Genomic DNA, 12013 nt, shown 5'->3' with positions numbered 1-12013 from the left:
GTTGATTGCATGTAGCAGGGCACGTTGAAACCTGCTGGAGCAATCCGTGTCCGCCCCCGACAAATCGAAGAAGTCCGACGACGCCAAGGACGCCCCCAAGAGCGGCAAGTCCAAAAAGCTGCTGATCATCGTCATCGCAGCCGTGGTGCTGCTCGGCGGCGGCGGCGCGGCCGCCTGGTTCTTCCTGAAGAAGCCCGCGGCCGACGGCCACGCCAAGGCCGAGGAAAAGCACGAGCTGCCCAAGCCGGCCAGCTATTTCGCGATGGATCCGGCCTTCGTGGTCAACCTCAACGGTGGCGAGGACGGCCCGCGCTACCTGCAGATCGAGGTCCAGCTGATGACCCGCGATCCGGAGGAGCTCAAGCACATCGAGGAAAACGCCCCGGCCATCCGGGCCCACCTGCTGATGTTGTTCTCGCAGGTCAAGGCGACCGACATCGCCGACATCGCCGGCCGCCAGAAGCTGCAGGCCGCCGCGCTCGCCGACGCGCAGAAGGTCATGACCGGCGAAACCGGCAAGAAGTGCATCGAAGAACTCCTGTTCACCAGCTTCGTCACCCAGTAAGGCACCGGCCATGAGCGACCTGCTTTCCCAGGACGAAATCGATGCCCTGCTGCATGGCGTCGATGCCGGCGTGGTGGACACCGAGCCGGAGCCGGCCGCCCCCGGCGAGGCGCGCCAGTACGACTTTTCCAGCCAGGACCGGATCATCCGCGGGCGCATGCCCACCCTGGAAATGGTCAACGAGCGCTTCGCCCGCCTGTGGCGCATCGGTCTGTTCAACCTGATCCGTCGTTCGGCCGACCTGTCGGTGCGCGGCATCGACCTGGTCAAGTTCAACGAGTACATGCACTCGCTGTACGTCCCGACCAATCTGAACCTGATCAAGTTCAAGCCACTGCGTGGCACCGGCCTGATCGTGTTCGAGCCGACCCTGGTGTTTTCGGTGGTGGACAATTTCTTCGGGGGCGACGGGCGCTACCACACGCGCATCGAAGGCCGCGAGTTCACCGCCACCGAGATGCGCGTGGTCCAGCTGATGCTCAGGCAGACCTTCGCCGACCTCAAGGAAGCCTGGTCGCCGGTGATGGACGTGGAGTTCGAGTACATCAACTCGGAGATCAATCCGCACTTCGCCAACATCGTCACCCCGCGCGAGTACGTGGTGGTGTGCCGCTTCCATGTGGAGCTGGAGGGCGGTGGCGGCGAGATCCACATCACCCTGCCCTACTCCATGCTCGAGCCGATCCGCGAACTGCTCGATGCCGGCATCCAGAGCGACCGGGTCGACCGTGACGAAAGCTGGAACATCATGCTGCGCGAACAGCTCAACAGCGCCGAGGTGACCCTGTCCAGCGTGCTGGCGCGCAAGCAGCTGAGCCTGCGCGAGCTGACCAGTCTGAAGGTCGGCGACATCCTGCCCATCGAGCTGTCACCCCAGGTCCCCCTGTGCGTGGAAGACGTGCCGTTGTTCACCGGTGAGTTCGGCATCTCGCGCGGTCAGAACGCCATCAAGATCGTGTCCAACCAACCCCCGGGCGCCATGCCTCGCCGCCCCGCCCTCCAGGAAGACGCCCCATGAGCCAGACCGCACCCAACGACGCCGAGACCGCCCAGTTCGACACCCTGCAGGCCGAGCCGACCACGATGGGCGGCAACGACCTCAACCTGGACCTGATCCTGGATGTGCCGGTGACCCTGTCGCTGGAAGTCGGCCGTTCGCGCATCCCGATCCGCAACCTGCTGCAGCTCAACCAGGGCTCGGTGGTGGAACTGGAGCGCGGCGCCGGCGAGCCGCTGGACGTCTACGTCAACGGCACCCTGATCGCCCATGGTGAGGTGGTCACCATCAACGACCGCTTCGGCGTGCGCCTGACCGACGTGGTCAGCCCCAGCGAGCGCATCCGGAGACTGCGGTGAACCTGATCCTGGCCGCCGCTGCCGTCCAGGGGGCCGCCACGCGCGCGCCTGGAATCGGCAACGCTGCCCCGCAGCCACCGAGCCTGTTCGGCGCGGTGCTGGCCCTGCTGCTGGTGCTGGGACTGATCGTCGGCCTGGCCTGGCTGCTCAAGCGCATGCCGGGCAGTGGCTTCCGCCCCGCCGAAGGGCTGAAGGTCGTCGCCAGCCTCAATGTCGGCGCCAAGGAGCGCGTGGTGGTGGTGGACGTCAATGGCGAGCAACTGCTGCTGGGCGTGTCGGCCGGTGGCGTGCGCACCCTGCACAAGCTGCCCGAGCCCCTGCCGCCCGCCGCCCCCACCCAGTTGCCCAACCTCAAGAAACTCCCTGACTTCGCCCAGCTGCTCTCACAGAAGCTGCGCAAGGATTGATGACCATGTCCGCCTCCTGGAACCGCTGCCTGCGCGCGGCGTGCCTGTTGCTGCTGCTCGCGTCCCTGGCCCTGCCCGCCCTGGCCCAGGCCCAGGCCGCGCAGACCACCCAAACCGCCCAGACCGCGCCGTCGAGCGCGCCGGCCGGCCCGACCCTGCCCTCGCTGCCCAGCGTCAACGTGGGCAAGGTGGGCGGCGACCAGGTCAGCCTGCCGCTGCAGACCCTGCTGCTGATGACGGCCATCACCCTGCTGCCCTCGATGCTGCTGGTGCTGACCGCCTTCACCCGCATCACCATCGTGCTGGGCCTGCTGCGCCAGGCCATGGGCACCGGCCAGACGCCCTCCAACCAGGTATTGATGGGCCTGGCGTTGTTCCTGACCGCGCTGGTGATGATGCCGGTGTGGGACAAGGCCTGGAGCCAGGGCATGAGCCCGTATCTCAACGGCCAGATCGATTTCTCCACCGCCTGGACCCTGACCACCCAGCCGCTGCGCGCCTTCATGCTGGCCCAGGTGCGCGAGGCCGACCTGATGACCTTCGCCGGCATGGCCGGCAACGGGACCTACAGCGGCCCGGACGCGATCCCCTTCCCGGTGCTGGTGGCCTCCTTCGTCACCAGCGAGCTGAAGACCGCCTTCGAGATCGGCTTCCTGATCTTCATCCCGTTCGTGATCATCGACCTGGTCGTGGCCAGCGTGCTGATGTCCATGGGCATGATGATGATGTCGCCGATGCTGGTCTCGGCGCCGTTCAAGATCCTGTTGTTCGTCCTGGTGGACGGCTGGGTCCTGACCGTCGGCACCCTGGCCGCCAGCTTCAACGCGGTCTGACGCCATGACCCCCGAACTTGCCCTGACCGAACTGCGCGGCGGCCTGATCACCCTGCTGTGGGTTGCAGGCCCGTTGCTGCTGGCCATGCTGGCCGTCGGCGTGGTGATCGGCATCTTCCAGGCCGCCACCCAGCTCAACGAGCCGACGATCGCCTTCGTGGCCAAGGTCGCCGCCTTGACCGCCATGCTCTTCGCCATCGGCAACCTGCTGCTGGGACGCGTGGTCGAGTACACCATCCTGCTGTTCCATCGCATTCCCCATCTGATCGGATAGCCCGGCGATGGATTCGGCCACCCAGATGGTCATCGATGGCCAGCAGGCCTTCGCCATGGTCGGGGCGATCCTGTGGACCATGCTGCGCATCGGCGCGATGCTGCTGGTGATGCCCGTGGTCGGCAGCCGCGCGGTGCCGGTGCGGATCCGGGTGATGCTGGCCGCCACCCTGGGCATGGCCCTGGCCCCGATCCTGCCGCCGGTCCCGAACTGGGACGGCTTCAATGCCGCGGTGGTGCTGAGCGTGGCCCGCGAACTGGCGGTCGGCGCCAGCATGGGCTTCCTGCTGCGCCTGATCTTCGAGGCCGGCGCGGTGGCCGGCGAACTGGTCTCGCAGAGTACCGGACTGGGCTTCGCGCAGATGGCCGACCCGCTGCGCGGGGTCACTTCAGGCGTGATCGGGCAGTGGTTCTACCTGGCCTTCGGCCTGCTGTTCTTCACCGCCAACGGTCATCTGGCCGTGGTCCAGCTGCTGGTGGACAGCTACAAGGCGCTGCCGATCGGTACCGCCCTGCCCGATGTGCAGGCCATGGCCTCGGTCGCCCCGGATTTCGTCATGACCATGTTCCGCGGCGCGGTCACCCTGGCCCTGCCGGTGATGGTGGCCATGCTGGCGGTCAACCTGGCCTTCGGCGCCCTGTCCAAGGCTGCCCCGGCGCTCAACCCGATCCAGCTTGGCCTGCCGGTGGCGGTGATCCTGGGCCTGGCCCTGTTGGCGGTGCTGGTGGGCGAGATGGGCCCGCCGGTGCAGCGCATGTTCGACGCGGCCTTCGACGCGGCACGCCAGATCACCGCCTGACGCGTCGTTCTGGCCCGCGCCGGGCGCGTGTGGAACGGCGCTTGCAGATGAGGGGCATCCTTCCCCCTCCCAGGCTGCCCCGCTGCCATGGCCGAAAACGAAGACGCCGGCGAACGCACAGAACAGCCAACCGAAAAACGGCTCCGCGAAGCCCGTGAACAGGGCAACATCCCGCGCTCGCGGGAGCTGGCCACCGCCGCAGTGTTCAGCGCCGGCATCTTCGCCATGATGAGCATGTCCCACACCCTGGCAGCCAAGGCCGTGCTGTGGATGAAGGACGCGCTCAGCCCGGACATCGCCGGCATTCGCCAGGATCCCAACGGACTGTTCGCCTACGCCGGGCACCTGCTGCTGGGCCTGGCCTGGATCACCGTGCCGCTGGTGATCGTCTGCCTGATCGCCGGCTTCGTCGGGCCGGTGCTGATGGGCGGCCTGCGCTTTTCCAGCAAGTCCCTGGTCCCGGACCTGAACCGGCTGAACCCGCTCAACGGCATCAAGCGCCTGTACGGCCCGGAGAGCCTGGCCGAGCTGACCAAGTCGTTGCTGCGCGTGGCCTTCGTCGGCGGCGCGGCCGGGCTGTGCATCTACGGGGGCCTGGACGAACTGCAGGGCTTGTTGCGCCTGCCGCTGGAGCAGGCCATGACCCACGGGCTGGGGTTCACCGTGCGCCTGCTGGCCTTCACCGCCGGGGCCCTGGCCCTGCTGGCGGCCATCGACGCGCCCTACCAGAAATGGAACTACACGCGGAAGCTGAAGATGACCCGCGAGGAAGTCCGCCGCGAAATGAAGGAGTCCGAGGGCAGCCCCGAGGTCAAGGGCAAGATCCGGCAGATGCAGATGCAGATGTCGCAGCGCCGGATGATGGAGGCGGTGCCCAGTGCCGACGTGGTGGTGGTCAACCCGACCCACTACGCGGTAGCCCTCAAGTACGAGGGCGGCAAGATGCGCGCGCCCACCGTGGTGGCCAAGGGCGTGGACGAGGTGGCCTTCAACATCCGCGAACTGGGCGAGCAGCACCGGGTGGCCATCGTCACGGCGCCGCCTTTGGCACGCGCCTTGTATAGAGAAGGGGAACTCGGCAAGGAAATCCCCGTGAGACTGTACGCGGCCGTCGCCCAGATCCTCTCTTACGTCTATCAGCTGCGCGCCTGGCGCGCCGGCCCGATGCCGCCCCTGCCACCGATCGACGTTGACGAATTCGCTCCGGGGAGCCGCCGTCCATGAGCAAGCCCGTCACCCAGATGAACCCGCGCAAGGTCATGGACATGATCAAGCACGGGCTCGGCGCCCCGCTGATCGTGCTGGCCATGCTGGCCATGGTGGTCGTGCCGCTGGCCGCCCCGGTCCTGGATGCGCTGTTCACCTTCAACATCGCCATCTCGCTGATGGTGCTGCTGGCGGTGGTGTACGTGCAGCGTCCGCTAGAGTTCAGCATCTTCCCGATCGTGCTGCTGATGACCACGATGCTGCGCCTGGCGCTCAACGTGGCCTCCACCCGCGTGATCCTGCTCAACGGCCAGGGCGGCCACGGCGCGGCCGGCAAGGTGATCGAGGCCTTCGGCGAATTCGTGATCGGCGGCAACTACGCGGTCGGCATCGTGGTGTTCGCCATCCTGACGATCATCAACTTCGTGGTGATCACCAAGGGCGCCGGGCGCGTGTCGGAAGTGACCGCGCGCTTCATCCTGGACGCCATGCCCGGCAAGCAGATGGCGATCGACGCCGACCTCAACGCCGGCCTGCTGACCCGTGAGGAAGCCAAGGCCCGGCGCGAGGAAGTGCGCGAGGAAGCCGACTTCTACGGCTCGATGGACGGCGCCAGCAAGTTCATCCGAGGCGATGCCATCGCCGGCATCCTGATCCTCTTCATCAACCTGCTCGGCGGCCTGGCCGTCGGCGTGCTCCAGCACGGCATGCCCTTCACCGAGGCGGCGGCCACCTACACCCTGCTGTCCATCGGTGACGGCCTGGTCGCCCAGCTGCCGGCGCTGCTGGTGTCTTCGGCGGTGGCCATGCTGGTCACCCGCGCCTCGCGCTCGCAGGACATGGGCGGGGCGATGGTCGGCCAGGTGTTCGGCCAGCACAAGGCGCTGGCCGTGGCCGCGGCCATCCTGGGCCTGGTCGGCCTGATCCCGGGCATGCCCAATGTCGCTTTCTTGACGCTGGCCCTGATCCTGGGCCTGATCGGCTGGAAGATGTGGAAGCGCAGCCTGGCCCTTGAGCAGGCCAAGTCCGCCCCCGACAAGCCCGAGGTCACCGCCGCGGCCCAGGCCAGCGCCGAGCTGAGCTGGGACGAGCTGCGCCCGATCGATCCGTTGAGCCTGGAGGTCGGTTACCGGTTGATTCCGCTAGTGGACAAGGCCCAGGGCGGCGAACTGATGGCCCGGATCAAGGGCGTGCGCCGCAAGCTGACCCAGGACATCGGCTTCCTGATCCCGCCGGTGCACATCCGCGACAACCTGGAACTGCAGGCCAGCGCCTACCGCCTGCTGGTCCATGGCGTGCCGGTGGCCACCGCCGACATCCACCCCGACCGCGAGCTGGCCCTGGACCCGGGTGGCGCCCTGGCCAAGATCGACGGCATCCCCGGCAAGGACCCGGCCTTCGGCCTGGACGCGATCTGGATCCAGCCGCACCAGCGCGCCTACGCCGAGACCATGGGCTACACCGTGGTCGACCCGGCCACCGTCATCGCCACCCACCTGTCCCACCTGGTCCGCGAGCACGCCCCCGAGCTGCTCGGCCACGAGGAAGTCCAGCAATTGCTGGCCACCCTGGCCAAGAGCGCGCCCAAGCTGGTCGAGGACCTCACCCCCAAGGCGCTGCCGCTGTCGGTGGTGGTGCGCGTGCTGCAGAACCTGTTGATCGAGAAGATCCCGGTGCGCCAGCTGCGCAAGATCGTCGAGGCCCTGGTCGAGCATGCCCCGCAGAGTCAGGAACCCGGCGCGCTGACCGCTGCCGTGCGCAACTCCCTGGGCCGCTTCATCGTCCAGGAAATCGCCGGCATGTCGCCGGAACTGCCGGTCTTCACCCTGGCTCCGCAATTGGAACGCGTCTTGCAAGATTCCACCCAAGGCAACGGCGCTGCGCTGGAGCCCGGATTGGCAGAGCGCTTGCATCAGAGCCTGGCCGACTGCGTCACCAAGCAGGAAGCCCGCAACGAGCCGGCGGTGGTGCTGGTCCCGGCCCAGGTCCGGGCCGCCCTGGCCCGCCTGGTCCGGCACAGCGTCCCGGCACTCTCGGTCCTGTCCTACAGCGAAGTACCAGAAGACAAACGTTTGAAATTGGTGGGGACGATCAGCTGATTGACGATCTCCCCGTGCAACTGAAAACCGGCGCCGCCACCCGGCCCGGCACGTGGAGACGACAAGACGATGACATCGGCGACGCCCTCAGCCCTCAGATCGACGCACCCTGATCACGCACCGCGCTCCACCCCGCTCCACTTCCCTTCCACCCATTCCGGTTTCCGCTCATGAAGATCAAGCGCTTCGTAGCTCCCGACATGCGCAACGCCTTGCGCATGGTCCGCGAAGAACATGGCCCTGACGCGGTGATCCTCTCCAATCGCCGCACCGAGGAAGGCATCGAGATCGTGGCCGCCAGCAACTACGACGAGGCCCTGGTCCAGCGCGCCCTGGACGCGGTGCGGCCGGAGCCGGCCAGCGCCCCGATGCCCGCCCCGACTGCGCCGGTGCCGCCGCAGGTGAGCTACTCGGCGGCCAACCCGGCCCCGCGCGTGCCCGCCGAGGCAGCCCCCAACTCGGCCATGGCCATGATGGCGGCCATCACCGAGCGTCGCCTGGGCGGCCAGCCCCGCGAGCAGGCCGCGCCTGCCCCCGCACCGACGGCCACCGTGGCTTCCCGCCCGGCCCGCCCCGTCGCGCCGGCGCCGGCTCCGCGTGTTGCCCAAGCCGAAGTCGAGTCGCCGGCCGTCCCGGTGCGCGCGCCCGCCGCGCCGCGCCCGTTCGCCGAATACATGCAGCCGGTCCAGCCCCAGGAACTGGCCGCCGCCGCGCCGGCCCCGGCCGTGGCCGCCTTCCCGCGCGATCCGGTCACCGCCCCGCCGGTGGCACCCGCCGTCCCGGCCCCCGCGCCGATCCAGGCAGCGCCCGCGGTCCAGGCCGAGCCGGCGATCATGGCCGCTGCGCCGGTCGCCACTGCCGCCCCGGCACCGGTGGCCGCCGCTCCAGTGGCCCCCCTTCCCGCCGCGCCGGTGTTCCCCAAGCCGCAGGATGACGCCCAACTCAGCCAACTCCGCGACGAGCTGGCCCTGATGCGCCAGATGATCGAGCGTGAGATGAACCGCCTCACCGACGAGCGCCTGCGCGGGTCGCCCGTGCGCGCCCAGGCCCTGGAGCTGATGGACGATTACGGCTTCGATGCCGGCCTGATCCGGGATGTGGTCATGCAGATCCCGGCCGACCTGGAGCTGCACCGCGGCCGCGGCCTGATGCTGGGCCTGTTGTCCCAGCGCCTGCCCATCGCCCACGGCGACCCGCTGGAAGAAGGCGGCGTGATCGCCCTGGTCGGCCCGACCGGCGCCGGCAAGACCACCACCATCGCCAAGCTGGCCTCGCGCTTCCTGCAGACCCATGCCGCCCGCGACATCGCCCTGGTCACCACCGACACCATCCGCGTCGGCGGCCGCGAACAACTGCACAGCTACGGCCGCCAGCTGGGCATCGCGGTGCACGAGGCCGACAGCGACGCCTCCCTGCAGCAGCTGCTGGTGCGCCTGGCCGACTACAAGCTGGTGCTGATCGACACCGCCGGCCTGGGCCAGCGCGACCGCGCCCTGGCCGCCCAGCTGAACTGGCTGCGCGCCTCGCGCACGGTCCGCTCGCTGCTGGTGCTGCCGGCCAATGCCCACTTTTCGGACCTGGACGAGGTGGTGCGCCGCTTCGCCGGGGCCGCGCCGCAGGGCGTGATCCTGACCAAGCTCGACGAGACCGGACGCTTTGGCAGCGCCCTGTCGGTGGTCGTGGATCACCGCCTCCCCATCACCTGGGTGACCGATGGACAGCACGTGCCGGACGACCTGCACCGCGCCAATGCCCCCAGCCTGGTTTTGCGCCTTGAAGATTTGCGGCGCGATGCCGATAAGCCCTGTATCCCGGAGCAGACCCATGCAGTCGCGTGACTACGCCAAGCTGACCAACGCCTTCCCCCTGTCGGCGACCCGACCCGAGCCGCTGGGCCCGGTGCGGACCATCGCCGTGACCGGTGGCAAGGGTGGTGTCGGCAAGACCAACCTGTCGGTCAACCTGTCCATGGCCCTTGCGGACATGGGCAAGCGGACCCTGCTGCTCGACGCCGACCTGGGTCTGGCCAACGTCGACGTGTTGCTGGGCCTGACGCCCCGCTACACGCTGGCCGACCTGGTCGCCGGCCGCTGCACCCTGGAAGAGTCGATCATCGACATGCCCAATGGGCTGATGGTGGTCCCGGCCGCCTCCGGCCGCCGGCACATGGCCGAGCTGGCCCCGGGCCAGCACGTCGGGCTGATCAACGTCTTCTCCGAGCTGGAGCGCGACCTGGATGTCATGGTGATCGACACCGCCGCGGGCATCACCGACAGCGTGCTGACCTTCTGTCAGGCCGCCCAGGATGCGGTGGTGGTGGTCTGTGACGAGCCGGCCTCGATCACCGACGCCTACGCCCTGATCAAGGTCCTCTCGCGCGAGCGCGGCGTGGACCGGGTGCAGATCGTGGCCAACATGGTCCGCGACCCCAACGAAGGCCGCCTGCTGTACGACAAGCTCGGCCGGGTCTGCGAGAAGTTCCTGGGCGATGTGTCACTCAACTATCTGGGCTGCGTGCCGCAGGACGACTGGCTGCGCCTGTCGGTGCAGCGCCAGCAGCCGGTGGTCAGGGCCTACCCGGCCAGCCCCTCGGCCCAGGCCATCGCCGAAATCGCCCGCCGCACCGCCCGCTGGCAGGCCCCGACCGCCCCGCGCGGCAACGTGGAGTTCTTCGTCGAGCGGATGATCCGCCCGGGGGTGGCCGCATGAGCGCCCTGGCCCAGTACCGCGCCGTCCAGCGCAACAACGACAACGACTACATCACCCAGCACGCCGACCTGGTGCGCCGCATCGCCCATCACCTGGCCGCGCGCCTGCCGGCCAGCGTGGAAATCGACGACCTGATCCAGGCCGGGATGATCGGCCTGCTGGAGGCCTCGCGCAGCTACGACGCCGACCAGGGCGCCTCGTTCGAGACCTACGCCTCGATCCGCATCCGCGGTTCGATGATCGACGAGATCCGCCGCGGCGACTGGGTGCCGCGCTCGGTGCATCGCCGCGCCCGCGACGCGGCCGCCGCGATCCGCAAGATCGAGCAGGCCACCGGCCGCGCCGCCGCCCCCAACGAGGTGGCCGCGGCGATGGACATGCCCCTGCCGGACTACATGCGCCTGATGGAAGACGCCTCGCGCGGGCACGTGCTCAGCCTGGAGTCGCGCATCGAGGACCAGGGCGAGCTGGACACCGTCGCCAAGGGCGGGCCCAATCCGCAGCAGATGCTCGAACGGCAGGAATTCGGCCGCGAGCTGGGCAAGGCCATCGCGCAGCTGCCCGAGCGCGAACAGCTGGTGCTCTCGCTCTACTACGAGCAGGAGTTGAACCTGAAGGAAATCGGTGCCGTACTGGGGGTGAGCGAATCGCGCGTCTGCCAGATCCACGGCCAGGCCACCGTGCGCCTGCGCGGTCGCCTCAAGGCATTCGAAATGGCCGATTCCGGCCTCGAAGACGAAGATTAAAGAACCTAGGAGTCAGCGGTGAACAAGAACATGCGGATTTTGATCGTGGACGATTTCTCGACGATGCGACGTATCGTCAAGAATCTGCTCGGCGATCTGGGCTTCACCAACACCGCCGAAGCCGAAGACGGCAACAGCGCCCTGGCGGCGCTGCGGGCATCGCCGTTCGATTTCGTGGTCACCGACTGGAACATGCCCGGCATGACCGGCATCGACCTGCTGCGCAACATCCGCGCCGATGACAAGTTCAAGCACCTACCGGTGCTGATGGTCACCGCCGAGGCCAAGCGCGAGCAGATCATCGAGGCGGCGCAGGCCGGCGTCAGCGGCTACATCATCAAGCCGTTCACCGCCCAGACCCTGGAAGAAAAGCTGGGCAAGATCTTCGAACGCCTGGGAGCGGCCGCCTGATGAACGCCACGACCGAGCGCGGCGCGCTCATCGAGAGCCTGCAGCGGGCCCTGGACGCGCTGGAAAGCGGCGACGAGGGCGCCTGGCGGGTGGAGATCGACACCCTGGCCGCCTGGCGCACCAAGCCGATGATGCAGGGGCTGAGCCGGCTGGCACGCGACCTGGGCCAGGCCCTGGGCGACCTGCCCACCGTGCCGAGCGAAGCCGGCGAGCTGGACGATGCCTGCTCGCGCCTGGACCACGTGGTGGCCATGACCGAACAGGCCAGCCACCGCACCCTAGACCTGGCCGAGGAATGCCGCACCCTGGCCGACCAGCTGCGCGCCGGCGGCCTGAACGCCGACCAGGGCGAAATCCTGGACCGCATCCGCCACAACCTCACCGAGATGGCCCTGGCCCAGAGCTTCCAGGACCTGACCGGACAGATCATCCGCCGCGTGGCCGGCATCGTGCGCCGTGTGCATGAAGGCTTCGGCGCGCTGGGCCTGCCTCCCAAGGAGGGATCGCCGGTGGCCAATGGCCTGGCGGGCCCTGCCCTGGCCGGCCTGGACAAGCACGGCGTGTCCCAGCACGACGCCGATGACCTGCTCTCCAACCTCGGGTTGTAA

The 12013-nt window shown here is 68.5% G+C and carries 14 protein-coding genes; all 14 read left to right on the top strand.

The window, feature by feature from the left end:
• The first annotated feature begins 46 nt into the window (after positions 1 to 46).
• The 14 genes from PJ250_RS16795 (at position 47) to PJ250_RS16730 (ending at position 12013) form a co-directional block, all read left to right on the top strand.
• On the top strand, positions 47 to 565 hold the full coding sequence (locus PJ250_RS16795; RefSeq protein ID WP_271645729.1) for a flagellar basal body-associated FliL family protein: 519 nt from the start codon (positions 47 to 49) through the stop codon (positions 563 to 565).
• Between the two features lie 10 nt (positions 566 to 575).
• On the top strand, positions 576 to 1583 hold the full coding sequence (gene fliM, locus PJ250_RS16790) for a flagellar motor switch protein FliM (RefSeq protein WP_271645728.1): 1008 nt from the start codon (positions 576 to 578) through the stop codon (positions 1581 to 1583).
• Positions 1584 to 1648: 65 nt separating this feature from the next.
• Positions 1649 to 1921 (top strand): flagellar motor switch protein FliN, encoded by a 273-nt coding sequence (fliN, locus tag PJ250_RS16785; protein ID WP_271648681.1) that lies wholly within the window; start codon positions 1649 to 1651, stop codon positions 1919 to 1921.
• Positions 1918 to 2328 carry a flagellar biosynthetic protein FliO gene (gene fliO / locus PJ250_RS16780; protein ID WP_271645727.1) on the top strand — a complete coding sequence of 137 codons (411 nt, stop codon included), beginning with the start codon at positions 1918 to 1920 and terminating at the stop codon, positions 2326 to 2328. The genes fliN and fliO overlap by 4 nt, the downstream gene beginning before the upstream one ends.
• Before the next feature lie 5 nt (positions 2329 to 2333).
• Complete coding sequence (gene fliP, locus PJ250_RS16775; RefSeq protein WP_271645726.1) at positions 2334 to 3161, top strand: flagellar type III secretion system pore protein FliP; 828 nt, start codon at positions 2334 to 2336, stop codon at positions 3159 to 3161.
• Between the two features lie 4 nt (positions 3162 to 3165).
• Positions 3166 to 3435, top strand: a complete 270-nt coding sequence (locus PJ250_RS16770) for a flagellar biosynthetic protein FliQ (protein ID WP_271645725.1) — start codon at positions 3166 to 3168, stop codon at positions 3433 to 3435.
• Between the two features lie 7 nt (positions 3436 to 3442).
• On the top strand, positions 3443 to 4234 hold the full coding sequence (gene fliR, locus PJ250_RS16765; protein WP_271645724.1) for a flagellar biosynthetic protein FliR: 792 nt from the start codon (positions 3443 to 3445) through the stop codon (positions 4232 to 4234).
• A gap of 87 nt (positions 4235 to 4321) precedes the next feature.
• A complete protein-coding gene (flhB, locus tag PJ250_RS16760; protein WP_271645723.1) occupies positions 4322 to 5458 on the top strand; it encodes a flagellar biosynthesis protein FlhB in 1137 nt (378 codons plus the stop codon).
• A gap of 17 nt (positions 5459 to 5475) precedes the next feature.
• Positions 5476 to 7539, top strand: coding sequence for a flagellar biosynthesis protein FlhA (gene flhA, locus PJ250_RS16755; protein WP_271648680.1), 2064 nt, complete (start codon positions 5476 to 5478; stop codon positions 7537 to 7539).
• A gap of 170 nt (positions 7540 to 7709) precedes the next feature.
• The gene (gene flhF, locus PJ250_RS16750) at positions 7710 to 9377 is read left to right on the top strand and encodes a flagellar biosynthesis GTPase FlhF (protein ID WP_271645722.1); all 1668 of its coding nucleotides are present in this window, start codon (positions 7710 to 7712) and stop codon (positions 9375 to 9377) included.
• Positions 9364 to 10248 carry a MinD/ParA family ATP-binding protein gene (locus PJ250_RS16745; RefSeq protein ID WP_271645721.1) on the top strand — a complete coding sequence of 295 codons (885 nt, stop codon included), beginning with the start codon at positions 9364 to 9366 and terminating at the stop codon, positions 10246 to 10248. The genes flhF and PJ250_RS16745 overlap by 14 nt, the downstream gene beginning before the upstream one ends.
• Positions 10245 to 10994: an RNA polymerase sigma factor FliA gene (locus tag PJ250_RS16740; RefSeq protein ID WP_271645720.1), complete on the top strand. Its 750-nt coding sequence runs from the start codon at positions 10245 to 10247 to the stop codon at positions 10992 to 10994. The genes PJ250_RS16745 and PJ250_RS16740 overlap by 4 nt, the downstream gene beginning before the upstream one ends.
• Before the next feature lie 18 nt (positions 10995 to 11012).
• Complete coding sequence (gene cheY, locus PJ250_RS16735; protein WP_271645719.1) at positions 11013 to 11405, top strand: chemotaxis response regulator CheY; 393 nt, start codon at positions 11013 to 11015, stop codon at positions 11403 to 11405.
• Positions 11405 to 12013 (top strand): protein phosphatase CheZ, encoded by a 609-nt coding sequence (locus PJ250_RS16730; RefSeq protein ID WP_271645718.1) that lies wholly within the window; start codon positions 11405 to 11407, stop codon positions 12011 to 12013. Before cheY ends, PJ250_RS16730 begins: the two co-directional genes overlap by 1 nt.

This window comes from Pseudoxanthomonas sp. JBR18 (genome assembly GCF_028198165.1).
In the GTDB taxonomy this organism is placed as follows: domain Bacteria; phylum Pseudomonadota; class Gammaproteobacteria; order Xanthomonadales; family Xanthomonadaceae; genus Pseudoxanthomonas_A.
This window is presented reverse-complemented; position numbering and strand designations above follow the sequence as displayed.

Coding starts and splice junctions, on each gene's coding strand:
- fliM (WP_271645728.1), top strand. CDS start 576: ATGAGCGACCTGCTTTCCCAGGACGAAATCGATGCCCTGCTGCATGGC.
- fliN (WP_271648681.1), top strand. CDS start 1,649: ATGGGCGGCAACGACCTCAACCTGGACCTGATCCTGGATGTGCCGGTG.
- fliP (WP_271645726.1), top strand. CDS start 2,334: ATGTCCGCCTCCTGGAACCGCTGCCTGCGCGCGGCGTGCCTGTTGCTG.
- PJ250_RS16770 (WP_271645725.1), top strand. CDS start 3,166: ATGACCCCCGAACTTGCCCTGACCGAACTGCGCGGCGGCCTGATCACC.
- fliR (WP_271645724.1), top strand. CDS start 3,443: ATGGATTCGGCCACCCAGATGGTCATCGATGGCCAGCAGGCCTTCGCC.
- flhB (WP_271645723.1), top strand. CDS start 4,322: ATGGCCGAAAACGAAGACGCCGGCGAACGCACAGAACAGCCAACCGAA.
- flhA (WP_271648680.1), top strand. CDS start 5,476: ATGAACCCGCGCAAGGTCATGGACATGATCAAGCACGGGCTCGGCGCC.
- flhF (WP_271645722.1), top strand. CDS start 7,710: ATGAAGATCAAGCGCTTCGTAGCTCCCGACATGCGCAACGCCTTGCGC.
- PJ250_RS16745 (WP_271645721.1), top strand. CDS start 9,364: ATGCAGTCGCGTGACTACGCCAAGCTGACCAACGCCTTCCCCCTGTCG.
- PJ250_RS16740 (WP_271645720.1), top strand. CDS start 10,245: ATGAGCGCCCTGGCCCAGTACCGCGCCGTCCAGCGCAACAACGACAAC.
- PJ250_RS16730 (WP_271645718.1), top strand. CDS start 11,405: ATGAACGCCACGACCGAGCGCGGCGCGCTCATCGAGAGCCTGCAGCGG.